This is a genomic window from Pseudomonadota bacterium (assembly GCA_022361155.1).
Classification (GTDB): Bacteria; Myxococcota_A; Polyangia; order Polyangiales; family JAKSBK01; genus JAKSBK01.
This window is the reverse complement of sequence record JAKSBK010000527.1, coordinates 14,770-30,367: the sequence shown is the minus strand read 5'-3', so window position 1 is coordinate 30,367 and position 15,598 is coordinate 14,770. Positions and strand designations below refer to the sequence as shown.

The 15,598-nt window shown below is 65.9% G+C and carries 11 protein-coding genes; 7 read left to right on the top strand and 4 right to left on the bottom strand.

The window, feature by feature from the left end:
* Positions 1-49 precede the first annotated feature (49 nt).
* The 3 genes from MJD61_19625 (at position 50) to MJD61_19615 (ending at position 3,104) form a co-directional block, all read left to right on the top strand.
* Positions 50-1,345: a dihydroorotase gene (locus tag MJD61_19625; GenBank protein MCG8557473.1), complete on the top strand. Its 1,296-nt coding sequence runs from the start codon at positions 50-52 to the stop codon at positions 1,343-1,345.
* 68 nt (positions 1,346-1,413) lie between these two features.
* On the top strand, positions 1,414-2,574 hold the full coding sequence (carA, locus tag MJD61_19620) for a glutamine-hydrolyzing carbamoyl-phosphate synthase small subunit (protein ID MCG8557472.1): 1,161 nt from the start codon (positions 1,414-1,416) through the stop codon (positions 2,572-2,574).
* A gap of 2 nt (positions 2,575-2,576) precedes the next feature.
* Positions 2,577-3,104 (top strand): hypothetical protein, encoded by a 528-nt coding sequence (locus tag MJD61_19615; GenBank protein MCG8557471.1) that lies wholly within the window; start codon positions 2,577-2,579, stop codon positions 3,102-3,104.
* Between the two features lie 189 nt (positions 3,105-3,293).
* Here the strand turns inward: MJD61_19615 and MJD61_19610 are convergent, their stop codons facing one another.
* Positions 3,294-4,883, bottom strand: a complete 1,590-nt coding sequence (locus tag MJD61_19610) for a hypothetical protein (protein MCG8557470.1) — start codon at positions 4,881-4,883, stop codon at positions 3,294-3,296.
* A 1,110-nt stretch (positions 4,884-5,993) separates the two neighbouring features.
* Between MJD61_19610 and MJD61_19605 the strand changes: the two genes are divergently transcribed.
* Entirely contained in the window at positions 5,994-7,022 is a 1,029-nt protein-coding gene (locus MJD61_19605) for a hypothetical protein (GenBank protein ID MCG8557469.1), read from the top strand.
* Positions 7,023-7,206: 184 nt separating this feature from the next.
* Here the strand turns inward: MJD61_19605 and MJD61_19600 are convergent, their stop codons facing one another.
* The 3 genes from MJD61_19600 to MJD61_19590 all read right to left on the bottom strand — a co-directional run bounded on the left by MJD61_19600 (position 7,207) and on the right by MJD61_19590 (position 12,168).
* Complete coding sequence (locus MJD61_19600; protein MCG8557468.1) at positions 7,207-8,946, bottom strand: arylsulfatase; 1,740 nt, start codon at positions 8,944-8,946, stop codon at positions 7,207-7,209.
* 220 nt (positions 8,947-9,166) lie between these two features.
* Complete coding sequence (locus MJD61_19595) at positions 9,167-11,398, bottom strand: glutamine amidotransferase (protein ID MCG8557467.1); 2,232 nt, start codon at positions 11,396-11,398, stop codon at positions 9,167-9,169.
* A 38-nt stretch (positions 11,399-11,436) separates the two neighbouring features.
* A complete protein-coding gene (locus MJD61_19590; GenBank protein MCG8557466.1) occupies positions 11,437-12,168 on the bottom strand; it encodes a DUF4159 domain-containing protein in 732 nt (243 codons plus the stop codon).
* Between the two features lie 361 nt (positions 12,169-12,529).
* Between MJD61_19590 and MJD61_19585 the strand changes: the two genes are divergently transcribed.
* The 3 genes from MJD61_19585 to MJD61_19575 are packed head-to-tail and all read left to right on the top strand — an operon-like array spanning position 12,530 to position 15,588.
* On the top strand, positions 12,530-13,630 hold the full coding sequence (locus MJD61_19585; protein MCG8557465.1) for an FAD:protein FMN transferase: 1,101 nt from the start codon (positions 12,530-12,532) through the stop codon (positions 13,628-13,630).
* A gap of 42 nt (positions 13,631-13,672) precedes the next feature.
* The gene (def, locus tag MJD61_19580; protein MCG8557464.1) at positions 13,673-14,245 is read left to right on the top strand and encodes a peptide deformylase; all 573 of its coding nucleotides are present in this window, start codon (positions 13,673-13,675) and stop codon (positions 14,243-14,245) included.
* Positions 14,242-15,588, top strand: a complete 1,347-nt coding sequence (locus MJD61_19575) for a formimidoylglutamate deiminase (protein MCG8557463.1) — start codon at positions 14,242-14,244, stop codon at positions 15,586-15,588. Before def ends, MJD61_19575 begins: the two co-directional genes overlap by 4 nt.
* Positions 15,589-15,598: the final 10 nt, after the last annotated feature.

Sequence of the window (15,598 nt, the reverse complement as noted above, 5' to 3'; positions counted from 1 at the left end):
CCCGTTCGCCATTGACATGCAAGGCAGTGTTTCGTAGGGGCTTGTCGGGATGCTGGTACTGCGCGGCGGCCGGGTCATCGATCCTTCCCAAGATCGGGACGAGCCAGCGGACGTGGTTGTCGATGCAGCCCGGATTGTCCGCGTCGGGCCTAACGCGGCAGCTGGGCTGACCGGGCACGGGGTTCAGGTCATCGAGGCGGCGGGCTGCTGGGTCGTACCTGGCTTCGTCGACCTGCACGTGCATCTGCGTGAGCCCGGCCACGAGTACAAGGAGGACATCGAGTCCGGGCTGGCGGCGTCGGCGGCAGGCGGATTCACAGCCGTATGTGCCATGCCAAACACCAAGCCTGTCAACGACACACGGGCCGTCACCGAGTTGATGGTGTCGAAGGCCTCTAGTTGCAGTGGACCCCGACTGCATCCGTTCGGTGCCATCACGGTGGGATCGAAGGGAGTCGAGCTCACCGAGATGGCTGACTTGAAGGATGCGGGGGCGATCGGGGTGAGCGACGACGGGGTATGCGTCATGGACTCAGGCGTCATGCGCCGGGCGCTCGAATACGCCAAGACCTTCGACCTGCTCCTGTCGCAGCACTGCGAGGATCACGGCCTGACTCGAGGCGCCCAGATGCACGAAGGCCGGCGCTCGACGCAACTGGGGATGCGGGGCTGGCCTCGCGAGGCGGAGGACATCATCGTGGCACGCGACCTGATTCTCGCCGAGATGACGGGGGCCCGCTACCACGTTGCACACGCTAGCTCGTTGGGTACCGTCCGGCTGCTGCGCGAGGCGAAGGCCCGGGGCCTGCACGTGAGTGCAGAGGTCACGCCCCACCATCTATTGCTGAGCGAGGATGCGGTCGTGGGCTACGACACTGCCTGCAAGGTAAACCCGCCCCTGCGCTCGGAAGCAGACCGCGACGCGCTGCGGGAGGCACTCAGGGACGGCACGATCGACTGCATCGCAACGGACCACGCCCCGCACAGCTGCCTCGAAAAGGACTGCGAGTTCGAGGCGGCCTCTTTTGGCATCCTCGGGCTCGAGCCGGCGCTGGCCGTGTTGCTCGACCTGGTACGGCAAGGGCACCTTTCAGAACGCAGGCTGATCGAGGCGCTCTCCGTTGCACCGGCCCGAATCGGTCGGCTTCCAGGTGGCAGCCTGCGCGTGGGGGGCGTGGCCGATATCGCCGTAATCGACCCGGAGCACCGCTGGACTCTCGAGGCAGCCGCGCTACGCTCCCGCTCGTCGAACACCCCTTTTCTGGGCCAGCAACTGCAGGGTGCTGTTGTCCTGACCCTTGTCGGTGGCCATGTAGTGCACCGCCTCGCGATCCCGTCTAGCTAGGGCGCCTGCCCACCTCGCAGGCTCCAAACGCCGCTGGCTGTGTTGCTCCTCCTCGAAATATCCCCAGCATGACTGCAGCGCGACTCGCATTGGCGGACGGTACGATCTTCACCGGCACGGCCGCGGGTGCCTCGGGCACTGCCACGGGCGAGGCGGTGTTCACCACCGGCATGACCGGCTATCAGGAGGTCGTCACCGATCCATCCTACTGCGGCCAAATCGTGGTAATGACCGCGCCCCAAATCGGCAACACGGGCGTAAACCTCGACGACGAAGAGGCGGCGGCACCTGCGCTTTCCGGTTTCGTTGTACACGAGCTCGCCAGCGAGCCGAGCAGCTGGCGTGCGCGCGAGACGCTCGACTGCTACCTCAAGCGGCATCGCATCGTGGCGCTGCGTGACGTGGACACGCGTAGTCTCACGCGGCACATCCGCGATCGGGGAGCTCAGATGGCCGCGCTCGGCACTGATCCAAGCGACGAGCTGGTAGATCTTGCCCGGGCGGCGCCGCCCATGGAGGGGCGCGACCTCACCCAAGCGGTCACCACGAACGTGGTCTACGAGTGGGATCGCGGCAGCCTCGCGTGGACCCGGGAGGCGAGCACTTCCCTCGCCACGACACCCGGGGCTCGCTGGCACGTGGTCGCCATGGACTTTGGCGTCAAGCACAACATCCTGCGCTGCCTCGTCGATGCCGGCTGCAGGGTCACGGTCGTGCCGGCCGCCACGGGAGTCGAGGCCATTGCGAACCTGGGGCCGGATGCGATCTTCCTGTCGAACGGTCCCGGCGATCCGGCCGCTGTTTCCGGGGGGACGGACACCGTGCGCGAGCTGCTGGGGCGGTGGCCGGTGTTTGGCATCTGTCTTGGCCATCAGATCATGTGCCTGGCGCTGGGAGCCTCCAGTTACAAGCTGAAGTTCGGCCATCATGGCTTGAACCAGCCAGTCAAGGACCTGGGGACCGGCCGGGTAGAGATCACGAGCCAGAACCATGGCTTCTGCGTTGACATGGAATCGCTCAGAGGTCGCTGCGAGGTTACCCACCGGCACCTGAACGATGGCACCTGCGAGGGAATCCGGCATGTGGAATCCGGAGCCTTCGGCGTTCAGTACCATCCCGAAGCCAGCGCGGGACCCCACGACGCCCGCTACCTGTTTCGTCGCTTTGTGCAGCAGATCGAGGGCGACACGAGACACTGGGACGCACAGCAACGCAGCTACGAGACCTGACGTTGTTAAGCTCGCAACAACTGCTGATGAGGGCCTCGGCCGAGGCGCGGGTGGGTGAGCGCGTCCTGCTGGGAGCAGGCGTGTCCAGGGACATTCACCGTTTCCTACCCCCGGGTGTTCACGTTACCGAACGCGGCAGCAACGGGTCGCCTGTGGATCTAGCCTTGATCACGGCCGACCAGATCGACAGCCGTGGCCAGCTCGTAGCGCCCTCAAGCGCTAACGGCCACGCCAACGGTAGCGACGTGCTACCAGCGGGTTATTGCGCCGGGAGACTGGTCGTACTTTTGACCTGCCCGTCAAGGACTCGCCGGCTGGGCATCGTGCCGGCCGAACCAGCCGCCCGGCGCGGATCAACAGGCCCGCACGCCGATCGCATCATTAGCGCCCTCGCGGTCATCGACGTGACCGAACACGGCCTGGTAGTCCGAGAGCTCGCTCCCGGGATCAGCGCGCGTGAGGTGCAGCAAGCAAGCGGCGCGACCTTGCTGGCAGAGCCCAGTCTGACCGAGATCGGCCCGGCCCGGTAAGGGCCCGTGACAGAATAGTTGGTCGAGACCGGCCGCGCAGGGACACCCCTCTCGGGTATGCCAGGTATGTCCCCGCGCGGCGCCCGAGATCACGACCGGCCAGCCGGCATCCTCGGCAACGAGGTACCAGCTGGCCGCGACGAGCCCCCCGGACGTTCTTCAGTTACAGCTACTGAGTTGCGGTTCCGCTTAGTTCCAGGCGCAGATCCGCTGCCCAAAGATGTCGCTCGCGACGCAAGTCATGCCGAGCGGACACAGCTGCCCGAGTGAGCAATCGAGGAAGCAGTGATTCTCATTCTGAGCACACATGGGCATTGCATTGGAAGGAGGAGGAGGAAATGGGCAGTCGCGGTTTCGGTCGCAGAACTGGCCGCACCAGGTGCCACCGCCGTTACGCCGCGCCACGCAGCAGGCCTCGGTTGGCCCGCAGTTCAACAGGCCGCTCTGCTGGCCTTCTCCCCCTGGACGAACACACGGGTCGTTGTTCCCCGACCCGCCTACCGGATCCACCCCTATGCCTCCTATGCCGCCTGGATCGAAATTCCGGTCGCACTGCTCGTAGATCGGGCAGCGGCCTGGCAGGCTGCAGTGACCGCCACAATCGACCTCTCCTGGCGGGCACAGGCACTCGCCCATCCGGCAGATGGCGCCCACCGCACACGTTCGACCGCAGCCCCCGCAGTTCAGGGAGTCGTTCTGGAATGCGTCCTGGCCCGGCAGCCTGCAACCGGACAGCTCGCCGGGTCCAGGGGTGCCGCATGGCTCGCGACCAGGTGGGCACAGGCATTGGCCGCCCATGCATTGCGCGCCGCCGGAGCAGCGGACGCCGCACTGACCGCAGTCCAAGGAGCTCGTGAGCAGGTCCACGCAGCCGTCCGGATGGCACTCGGTGAGGCCAGGCGGACACAGGCATATGCCGTTCGCACACGTGGCGCCGGGCACACACGGCTTGCAGTCCGGCCCGCAGTGCTCCGGATCGGCGACGGTGAGCGCGCACTCGCCGGGGATGTTACGCCCCGGATTGGCTGCGCATACCTGGGTGCCGGGCGGGCACTGGCACAGCCCGTTCAGGCACAGGCCTCCGAGCGGGCAGCGGATGCCGCACTCGCCGCAGTTGTTGGGGTCGGTCTGCAGGCTGCCGAGCAGGCAATTTCCGCCTTCACCGCCACCCGGGAAGCCGATGCCGCCGCCGCCGCCGCACTCCACGGTTCCAGGCGGGCACTGGCACAGCCCATTCAGGCAAACCGATTGCCCTTCGCAGAAGTTGCCGCAGCCGCCGCAGTCGCTCGGGTCGATGTTGATGTCGACACAGGCGTTGCCGCACAGGGTCAAATTGGGACCGCACTCGCACTGGCCATTAAGACACAGGGCACCCGGAGCGCAGGCCCTGGTCTGCTGGGCAGTAGGATCGGTGCAGCCACCGCAGTGCGCCGGGTTCGTGCTCGTGTCCACACAGAGCCGATCGCAGTCGACCATACCGTCGGGGCACTGGCAGTTGCCCCCAATGCAGGCCGCGCCTACCGCACATTGGTTGCCACACTGGCCGCAGTTGTTCACGTCGCTCTGCATGTCACCAAGGACGCAGCCCGTGCCGCCCAGGCCGCCCTCACCTATCTGGCATTGAATGGTTCCGGGCGGGCATTGGCACACGCCCGCGACGCAGATTCCGCCGGTGCCGCATTCGATCCCGCAGGCGCCACAGTTGAATGCATCGCTCAGCTGGTCGGAGCATCCGCTTCCGCAGTCGACGAACGGGGGCGGGCATAAGCAGCTGCCCATTATGCAGGAAGACCCAGGTTTGCAGACGACACCGCAAGCTCCGCAGTTGAACTGAGCGGTCAACGTCGGCACGCACTGGTTGTAACAATGGGAAAGTCCAGGCGGGCAGGTCACAGGCGCCGGTCCAACCTGTGCCGGTCTGCCGGCGAAGCCGCCGGGCCCGCCGCCGAAGCCGGGGCCAACACCGCCGCCGAAGCCAACCGTGCCGCCGAAGCCAGTGGCAACACCGCCGCCGAAGCCAGGGCGAACCGCGCCGCCGAAGCCAGGGCGAACCGCGCCGCCGAAGCCAGTGGCAACACCGCCGCCGAAGCCAGCTGGGCCAGGGCGTGCATTCGAGCTGCTGCAAGCTGCAGTCAGCCCGCACATACACAAGAGAACGATCCTGAATCCATTACGCATGATGTTCACCCCAGGGGAAAACGGGATAAGAAACACGGAGCATACCGCTCTTTTGCGCTTGCTGCAAAGCCGGCCCAATCGACAAATCACGTTGTGTAACAAACGGTACAGACATGGGTGTGCAACAAACGCGCGCGGCGCGACACAAATGTCGTGGATACGCTGCGGGACCGCAACGCGATGCAAGCATGCGTAGCCGACTTCGAGACGTCTTGTCGACACAAAAACGGCGCTCGCAACACGAAACCGCGCCCAGCGCCACGAAAACCCGCACTGATTCGAGCAAGAAACCTCCACTGGCAACCCGCACTCGTGGCAACGCGGCACCGAGCCAGCGTAACCGTTCACCGGGATCTTCGCTTCCGCGGCGGCTTCCCAGGCGCCGTTCTGGGCGGTTTACGTCCTCGTCGCTGACTTGCGAAGTACCTTGATACTCCTCGGGCGACTCCTGCAGGCGCACTCGCCAAGAAAACCTTTAATCTTACGTGCTCGCGAAGCTGATCGCAACGATCGAGTGTGAGATGCGGGTTGCACGGCTTCGCCGGATCTTGCGTACCGGGCCAGACCCATGGCAGCCCACCCGTCGCCGGAACGGTCTCGTTAGGCTAAGCTAACGTTGTGCGACCTTTGAGCTCCTCGGTCTTTTCCCGCCACGCCGTTGCGCTGGCCGTTGTGTGCGGTCCCTGCTGGCCGGTGCTCGTTGCATCCGCTATGGCGCAAGGGCCCGCGAGCACGCCGGACGCGCACGCGCCGACAGCCGGTCAACTCACGCCGCCCAGACCCGGGGGCGCGCCCGCCGGCGTTGCGCCGCCGGCGGGCGCGGTGCCTCCCGTTCAGGCACCGCCAAACTACGGCATCCCTCCGGCCAACTACGGTGTTGCTCCGGCGGTGGTCGCGCCTCCCGGCCAGGTTGTGGCTCCGGGCGTCATGCCCCCGCCCCCGCCGCAAGCGGGGGGGCGAGCACCTTTGGGTGCGCGCTATCCAGCCACTCCGCAGGCGACAGATTTCGGCAACCTCGAACTGGACGTCTCCGAAATCAGCGCCCCCACGCTGCGCCTGCCAGCCGACGTCCGGACCCGGTTCCGCGTGCTGACGCATGATCTGGACGAGCTGGCCGCCAAGGGGGGCTCCCGGGTCGCCGACGGCGTGCTTTCGATCGTGACGGGGGGACTATCCATCACGCTCGGCGTCTTCTTGGACGATCACCAGCCGGTGTTGGGATCCTACCTCTACCTCTTCGGAGGTGCGAACGTGGCGCGTGGCATCATCGATCTGCTGGTGACCCCGGATCCCCATACACCGGCACTCGAGTTCTCTCACATGCCCATGCGCAACGTGCAGGAGGCCAAAGAACGTTTGGCGTTCGGCGAGGCCGCACTGGAGCGTCTGGCCTACCGCAGCCGATTGACTCGCATACTGGACGCAGCGGTCAGTACGCTCGCTGGTGTAGCCTTCGTGCCGGTCTATCTGGCCCGCCGCGACGGTGAGCCCAGCATCGACACCATGGGCTACTTCGTGATGATCGGTGCCGGTATATCCGTGATCAGCGGTGTGATCAGCTTGACCACGCCTTCCGACGCGGAGCGGCGCTGGAACGTTTACTCGGAGCTGCGCCGCCGTCTGGCCTCGGAGCGACGCTCCAGCCAGGCCCGGCCGCAGCGGCACGCGAGCCTGCTGCCGAAGCCCCGGATCGGACTGCTCCCAGGCGGAGCTGCGCTCGGCCTGAGCTGGCACATGTAGCACCATGCCGGTGCAGAAGTAGGGGAGGTTTTCAATGACCGAGGGAGCATGCGGTTCGCCTGAGGAGCGACCGAACCCTAGCGTCGGCGACCAAGAGACGCCGCTTGTCGCATCGATCCTGTTCTCGCAGCCGCAGTGCCGGATTGTCGGAGGCGCCGGAGTGTGATGGTCAGCAGGCCGGCAATCATTGCCGGGTCAAGACGACTTGATGTGGGCCTGAGGTTTTGCCTTGGTGCGTGAGCGTGAACTCAACTTCCGCGTCCCCTGCAGGCACCCGGAGATTGCGAAAGGTGAGAGATTGTTCGAGACCTGTCGCCTCCACCGCCGCCCTCGCCGAACCGATCCGTAACTCCGCCCGGCCTCTGAGCGCCTCCTTGAGTCGAACTGTCGCGTCGAAGCGGGCCGCGCGCGCGACATGCACAAGCCAACGTCCGCGCACGCCCCAGCCCGGACCCTCGCTCCTTCTCCAGTTCTGCTTGGTCAGGAGCGTGGTGGTTTCGTGGTCCGTGCCAATGACGATGCGGGGAGGCTCGTAGTTGTGAGGTCGCGTGCTCGACACGTCCCTAAACCAGGCATCGTACCGCTCCCTGAGCGCGGCCGTGACTTCCGGACGCTGAGCCGCAAGGTCGTGTTCCTCCCGGGGATCGTTCGCCATGTCGTAAAGCTCGAACGGTGCGTCCTTCGAGGGGCGCTCGTTGCTGAAGCCAGTCGGCCGGATCAGTTTCCAGCGCTGACTCCGGGCCGCGAAGTGGTGGTAGGGCAACGGACGGTCCCCCCGGTGTGCTTGGATGAAGATCGTTCGGTCGGGCCAGGCCACCTTCTTCCCCTCCACAAGGGGCAGGAGGCTACGCCCGTCGAGCTTCAGGCCCTTAGGGAGCGCGACGCCCGCGGCCTCCAAGAGTGTGGGCATCACATCGACATGAGCCGCAATCCGATCGCTCTTCCTCCCGGCTTTCAGGCGCGCGGGCCAGCGCAAGAAAAAGGGCGAACGGATTCCACCCTCGTACACCTCTCCCTTTTTCCCGCGCATGTTTCCCACGTAGCGGACCGAGTTGGGGCCGTTGTCCACCATGAAAACGACAAGGGTGTCGTCGCCGATGCCCAGCGTGTCGAGCTTGTCGATCAAACGCCCGACATTTTGATCGATGTTCTCGATCATAGCGAACACCCGGGCGACCCGGTCGCGATCTCCAGCGCCGCCCAGCAGCACCGGTCCAAGGTCCCTACCCAGGTACTTCTCATACAGCGCTTGGGGCACGTCGTGAAACGGGCCGTGGGGAGCGTTGGTGGGCAAGTAGACGAAGAACGGACGCCCGGCCTTGTGGACCTCGCTGATCCATTTCAATGCCGCGTCGAAGTAGACGTCGGTGCAATACCCGTGCGTGTGAACCGGCGCTCCGTTTTGAAACAAGATGGGATTCGTGTACCGCCGACCGTTCTCAGGAGGTTCCGACGGCTGCGCGAGTCCGCCTCCGAGATGAACCAGTGACTCCTCAAAGCCCTGATCCATCGGCCTCATGGGATGGCTGTCGCCGAGATGCCACTTTCCGAAGATGCCGGTGGCGAAGCCGGCGTCGCGCAGCACTTCGGCCACAGTGGTTTCGTCCGGCTCCATCATCGCCCGGCCAACCCAGGTGTCGACGACCCGCGTGCGATAGTTGTAGCGTCCGGTCATGAGCGAGGCGCGGGTCGGCGCACAAACCGGGCTCACGTAGAAAGTCTCTATCCCCGCACCGTCCCGGGCCAGAGCGTCCATGTGGGGCGTGTCGATCACCCGATTGCCCGTAGCTCCAAGGTCGCCGTATCCCTGATCGTCAGTCACGATCAAGACGATGGACGGGGGCGGATCGCCCTTCGCCGCCGGAGCGTTTGCGGTCGTTCCCGAGCACGAGGCCAACAAGAACAAGAGCGCGAGCTTCTTCATGACAGGCGATCGTAGCATCGCAGCCGCTTGGGGCCGAAAGACGGCACCGCACGCCGGGACGAGGACGAAAGCCGCTCTGGCGCCATGCTGGATTAGCCGTTCCTGTCCAGGATGGATGCCGGAGCGAGCGCGCCCGGAGGCCCGGACCGAGGAATAGCAGCGCTATTTCGCAGGGCAGGGACGAGGACGAAAGCCGCTCTGGCGCCATGCTGGACAGGAACTAGGGGCGTCCGAAACGGCGGCGCATAGCCCACTCTCCGCAAAACACCACGACACAAATCGCGAAGAACCACAGGCTCCCGAACGGGGCCCAGGCCAGCGTTCTGAGCGCACGTGTGCGGGTCGCCTCGAATCCATCGAGATTGGGAGCAGCATCTGGATCGGCATAGGAAGCACCGCCCGTTGCCCGCGCGATGTCCCGCAGCAGGCGGGGATCGGCACGTGGATCGGCGAGCTCCCTACCCCCGCTCTCGACCACAAAATCGACGTCGGCGCGCGCTCGATCGGCGTGCGCGGAGGGGACGCGCAATCGGTAGCCCCCGGGGGTTGCCGGTGCGTCGATCTCCAGTCGTCCCTTGCCCTGCCCGTCGGTCTGCAACCGGTGGCGGGCAAGCGGTGCGGAACCTGGACGCAGCAGCTCGACCACGACCTCGGCGGCTTCGGGCCGGTGAAGCTCGTCGCGCAGCGTGAGGTCAACGCGCAGCCTAGCCGAGGGCACGTAGCTGTCTCGGTGTGTCCGCAGGCGCGACGGTTCTAGGGCAGGGTCGGCAACCAGCCAGCGCAGCGCGCGATCCCAGAAACGGCCATAGGCCGATGCATCACCCTGGTGGCCTGCCGTTGCGAAGCCCCAGCGCCACGAGGTGTCGGTTGCGAGCGCCAGGGTCCGACCCGATCCGACCTTGCGCACGGAGAGGACTGGAAAGGCCCGGCCGCTGCGCGTGCGCTCCCGGGGATGCACCAGCAGCGCCAGAGCGCCGTCGGCCACGTCGCCCACGCGATTCGCGCCTTGGAGCGGCGCCAAGCCGGCCCACAGGCGTTGACTCATGACGCGATCGGACGCCAGGGCCACCAGGGGATGGTTCTCCGCTCCCTGCGCGGGGCGCGGGCGGAAGGGTGCGATGAGGGGCGCCGTGTTGGCAGTATCCAGTCGCACAGGCAGCACTTCGGCGAGCGGTGTATCTCGGTAGCCACCTTCCACGAAGCTGCGCCGGCCTCCCAGCATGGCCAGCGCGCCTCCGGCCAGCACGTAGTCCCTGAGAGGCATCAGATAGCGCGCCATCCGGTATGGTCCGTATTCGAAGTCCGCGAAGAGCACTACATCGAAGCTCGCAAGGTGTTGGCTGAACAGCTCATCCGCCGGGAAGCGGATCAACGACAGCTCGCCTGGAGCGGCCATGATCAGGTCGTTGGCCGTGCGCAGAATGAAGAACGTAATGAGATCGTTCGAAGGATCCGCCTTGAGGAAGGCTCGCATGAAGCGCGCATCCCAGCTTGGCGCGCCGCAAATCAGCAGGGCGCGCAGTCGGTTGCGTTTCACATGCAATAGAAACGCCCGCTTGTTGTTTTGCGGAACGGCATCGTCGGAGGCAACCGGTATGCTCAACTCGTACACGGCACGCCGCAGCGTGCTTGGCGCGAACACCAGCTGGGTGTGACCCTCGCCGCCGGGCGACAGATCGATGGCTGCCGTCCGGATCAACTCGCCGTTGCGGCGCAGCTGAAGCGATAGCTGCCGCTGCTTGCCTCCAACCGAGCGCACGTTCACGTCGACTCGGGCCGGCTGCCTCAAAAAGGCAACTCGGTCCGCCAGCACCTGGGTAATTGCGTCGTCGCGCAGCTCGGTGGAGGCGCCGAGCGCGACCGTGTGCACGCGCAGGCCAAGGTCCCTCAGCCGCTCCACGGCCGGTTGCTTCTCGAGATTGCGACCGTCCGAGACAAGCACGATGGCACCCAGGCCGTTGTTCGGATCGGCGCGCAACACCGCTTCGACGGCCGCGGCGATTCGGGTGTCGTCCCGCGTCGTGGGATAGCTCTTGGCGAGCTCCGCATGACGCACCTCCTCGGCCTTGTCGCCCATCTGAAACACACGCACTTCACGGGCGATGCCGGCGTCGAGCCAACGCTGCAGCAGCGCACGGGCGGCCTCTGCGCGAGTTCGATCACCATGCCGCAGCATCATGCTCCGGGACGTGTCCGCGAGCACGGCCAGCGAGCCAGCGCGACGATGAACTCGTTCTTCGACAAGCCTGGGTTGCAGCGCCAGCAACAGCGCCACCGAGCCGCTGAGCACGCGCATCCCGCGCAGCAGCCGGCGGCGAGCGCTGGGCACGACCTGGGTCAGCTCGATCCAACCCAGCACTACCACCGCCCCTATCACGACGGCCATCGCAAGGCCGGCCGGCAGACCCCCCGGTATCCCGAACTGCAGGCTCCAGTTGGATGTTTCAGCCATGCAGTGTCACCGCGAGGCGCCGAGCTTCACGAGCGGTCCTACCGCACGGTTCCGTAGCGGCGCATGATGAAGGGTGCGTGAACCCGATCGTCTTTGTAGTCGAGGCACAGGGCGTACATCACGAGGTTGACCCCCAACCTAAGCGCCTGCTCGCGCTGATCCTCTCCTGCGGGCACGACCGCATAGGTCCAGTTGCCCAGGTTGTCGCGCTCCCAAGCGCCACCCAGGTCGTGGCGGCTGTAGATCACGGCGGCGCGGCCCGCACGTTGGATGGCTTCCAGGTAAGCCGGCCCCTCGATGCGGCCCACCGGGCGGCGCAGTAGATAGAACGATCGATAGACAGTGTGCGTGGAGGGCAGGCGCTGCAGCTGTGCAGGGCCGAAGGCACGCGCTAGATCCCGGCGTATGGAAGCGTCGAATCCTCCGTCCGCCTTGCCAGCTGGGCGCGAGGAGTCGTCTATCAGCACGAACCCCCCGAAGTCTACGAAACGACGCAAGGCGCCGACCTCGGCTTGATCGAGAGGAGGGAAGGCCTCCCCGCCTCTCCAGTACAGGAACGGGCTGTTGAAGAGCTCCGCGTCGCGGAGCCGGACCCTGGTGGGTTCCAGGAGCACTTCGATGCTGGTGCGCTTGCGAAGCTCCCAGGCGATACGTTTTGCGGCCGTTGAAGGGGGCACGGACCCGCGGATCGTGTATTGTAGCTGCCTGAAATCGAAACGCTGGCCCCACTCTGCGGCGCCCGCACTCCGGGCAAGCGCGATCCACGCCACAAGTACCAGCGCCGCGCCTGCGCCGGCGCACGACGGTGACCGATGAGGATGACGAGGCGGGCCGGCGCGCATGGGCTCTGTGGGTAGCCTGCAGATCCCGCGCGGTCCAGTCCAAAGGCTAAGGGCCCGCGAAAGAACAACTCATGCGTTTCGCCGGCTCCCGACCACCGCTGGCTGTGTTGCTCCTCCTCGAAATATTCCCAATATGCCTGGTCGTTGCGCCTTGCCAGCGGCGCCCGGTCCTCACCCAACCGCGTAAGTTGTTCTTTCGCGGGCCCTAAGGGCCGTCTTGCGTGGCTCCGCGGCTCCGGAAGACTATAGTCGAGCCTTTGATCTCGCGCTGAAAGGTCTGGACAGACTCGTGAACCTCCCGACGGTTGCAGCAGCCGCAGCACTGCTGCTTGTGTTCGCGTGCACGGAGGCAGGCTCCAAGGAGTCTGCTGGCGGCCCGGAAACGAAGCGGGCCGCGAGGGCGGTCCGCGCGGCGACCGACAAGACGCCGCTGGTCAGCCGCAGTCGCAAGCTGATGGGAACCGTATTCACACTGAGCGCAGCCCATGTCAGCGAGGCGAAGGCTCAGCCAGCGCTCCTGGCCGGGCTGCAAGAGATTGCGCGTCTCGAGACCCTGCTTTCGGAATGGTTGGAGGATAGTGAGATCTCGCGCATCAATCGCGCTGCCGGCCGCCATCCGGTCGAGGTAGGCAGCGATACGTTCGCGGTAGTGGAAGCCGGGGTGCGTGTGTCAGCCTGGAGCGAAGGCGCATTCGACCTATCGTGGGCCGCCTTGCGCGGGCTGTATCTGTTTCAGCCCGGCGCACGTCGTATCCCGCGAGCGTCCGAGATACGTGGCCGCTTGCCGCTAGTGAACTACAGAGACATCGTTCTCGACAAGGGCAAGGGCACCGTGTTTCTGAGACGAAGGGGGATGAAGATCGGAACGGGCGGCATTGCCAAGGGCTATGCGTTGGATCGAGCCGGCCGAATCCTGACGGCAGCGGGCATCGACAACTACATGCTCTTTGGCGGCGGTCAAGTACAGGTGCGCGGCAGACGTGACGAGCGACCTTGGCGCGTGGGGATCCAACATCCGCGAGCGACCGACTACATTGGTTTCTTGGAGCTGTCGGCCGGCTCGCTGTCCACTTCGGGCGATTACGAACACGCATTTGTTGTCGACGGCGAGCGCTGGCATCACATCATCGATCCTCGCGACGGTTTGCCGGTGCCTCACACGAGCTCGGTCACGGTCGTGGCGGCTTCGGGTCTCTACGCGGACGCGCTCTCGACCGCGGTCTTCGTGCTTGGCCCCGAGCGGGCGTTCGAGAGACGTTCTTCGGCACCGGTGGGTTTCGATGCGGTAGTGCTGGACCGTGAAATGCGTCTGTGGGAAAGCGCGAACTCAGCTTCGAGGTTGGTGCTCAAGGTCACGCTCGAGGATGGCAAGCTGCCGATGGTTCGCTAGGCACTCGCTGGCCAGCGGCGGGGTCCGGGCTACGCTAGGTGGATGGCAGTGCGAGACATCGCGATGATCGGAGCTCCGGTGTTGCGCCGGAGGGCTCGCGAGCTCAGCCAGCCGGAGCTGGCCCGAGCCGAGACCCAGCGCCTGATCGACGACATGATCGACACCATGCACGCGGCCAGCGGCGCTGGCATCGCAGCCAATCAGGTGCACGTTCCTGTACGAATCGCGGTGATCGAGGTGACGAAGAACCCGCGCTACCCGTACAAACCTCCCATTCCCCTTACGGTGATCGTGAACCCTTCGATCGAGCCCTTGGACGACGAGGTCGTGGAGGTCAACGAAGGCTGCCTGTCCGTTCCGCTGCGCGGCTTTCTCACCCGCCACGTCCATATCCGGGTGCGCTACCAGGATCGGCACGGCCGGCAACACGACGAGATCAAACGCGGCTTGACGGCCACGACCTTTCAGCACGAGTGCGATCACCTGGACGGCGTGCTGTTCGTCGACCGCGTGCGCGACCCCACTACCCTGGCTACGTGGGAGCAGTACGAGCGTCATCAGCGCGCGGAATTCGTCTCGCGGATCGAACGCTTCGTCTCGCGGATCGGTTCGTGAGCGACTTCTGGTGTGAGCTGGCGTGGTTGGGCTCCGACAAGGTCGAATCCGGCGTGCTGCTTTCGCTGGCGGGCGAACGCATCGAGGCCGTCAGCGCTGGCATACCTGAGCCGCCTGTACAGGCGCTTCGCCTGCCCGGCCTGACGCTGCCGGGGCTCGCCAACAGCCACAGCCATGTCTTTCAGCGTGCGCTGCGCGGCCGCACCCACGCGGGAACGGGCTCGTTTTGGACCTGGCGCAAGCAGATGTACCGGGTTGCGGCTCGGCTGGATCCGGAGAGCTACCACAAGCTCGCCAGGGCCACGTTTGCCGAGATGGCGCTCGCGGGCTTCACACTGGTCGGCGAGTTTCACTATCTGCACCATCAGCCGAGCGGGGCCCCGTATGCGCAGCCGAATGTCATGGGCGAAGCCGTGCTGGCCGGGGCGAGAGAGGCTGGGGTCCGGTTGACGCTGCTGGACACCTGCTATCTGCACGGTGGCCTCGACCCCTCCGGATACCGGCCCGTCGAAGGTGTGCAGCGACGCTTCGCCGATCGCGACGCGCCTGCCTGGGTTGAACGCGCCAGCGCGCTCAAGAACGCTCCAGAGGCCCGAACAGCGGCTGCGATTCACTCGCTGCGTGCCGTCGACCCCCACGCTATCCAGGAGATTCGGGCCTGGTGCCGGCAGCGGGACGCGCCCCTGCATGCGCACGTCTCGGAGCAACCGGCCGAGAACCAGCAGTGCGTAGCCCGGCACGGACGCACTCCGGTACGCGTGCTCGCTGACCTCGATGTGGTGGGCGAGCGGTTCACGGCGGTCCACGCCACCCACCTGGATGCCGCCGATATCCAGGCGCTGGGCGCGGCCGGGGCCACCTGCTGCTTTTGCCCTACCACGGAGCGCGATCTGGCCGATGGGGTCGGCCCCTCGGCAGCGCTCACCACGGCGGGCGCAAGGCTTGCGCTCGGAACCGATTCGCATGCGGTCGTGGATCCGTTCGAAGAAGCCAGGGCTGTCGAGCTCGACCAGCGACTGGCCAGCCTGACGCGCGGACACCACACGCCGTCCGCCTTGCTGGCCGCGGCGACCCGAGCTGGCTACGCTTGCCTTGGCTGGCCCGAAGGTGGCCAGTTGGCAGCGGGCGGACTGGCCGATTTCGTGACCATTTCATTGGAGTCGACCCGTCTTGCTGGAATCACGCCGGACAACGCGTTGGCGAGCACCGTATTCGCAGCGAGGGCTGCCGACGTTACCCACGTCGTCGTGGCTGGCAAGCTCGTGGTCAGAGACTCGCTTCACTGCCGGATCGACGCAGCAAGCGAGCTAGGGGCAGCGATACCGGAGCTGTACCGAGAGTGAGCTCGGTCCG

What these genes read in the sequence shown, in the direction of transcription:
- MJD61_19625 (MCG8557473.1), top strand. Translation starts at nt 50, where the DNA reads ATGCTGGTACTGCGCGGCGGCCGGGTCATCGATCCTTCCCAAGATCGG.
- carA (MCG8557472.1), top strand. Translation starts at nt 1,414, where the DNA reads ATGACTGCAGCGCGACTCGCATTGGCGGACGGTACGATCTTCACCGGC.
- MJD61_19610 (MCG8557470.1), bottom strand. Translation starts at nt 4,883, where the DNA reads ATGGGCAGCTGCTTATGCCCGCCCCCGTTCGTCGACTGCGGAAGCGGA.
- MJD61_19605 (MCG8557469.1), top strand. Translation starts at nt 5,994, where the DNA reads ATGGCGCAAGGGCCCGCGAGCACGCCGGACGCGCACGCGCCGACAGCC.
- MJD61_19600 (MCG8557468.1), bottom strand. Translation starts at nt 8,946, where the DNA reads ATGAAGAAGCTCGCGCTCTTGTTCTTGTTGGCCTCGTGCTCGGGAACG.
- MJD61_19595 (MCG8557467.1), bottom strand. Translation starts at nt 11,398, where the DNA reads ATGGCTGAAACATCCAACTGGAGCCTGCAGTTCGGGATACCGGGGGGT.
- def (MCG8557464.1), top strand. Translation starts at nt 13,673, where the DNA reads ATGGCAGTGCGAGACATCGCGATGATCGGAGCTCCGGTGTTGCGCCGG.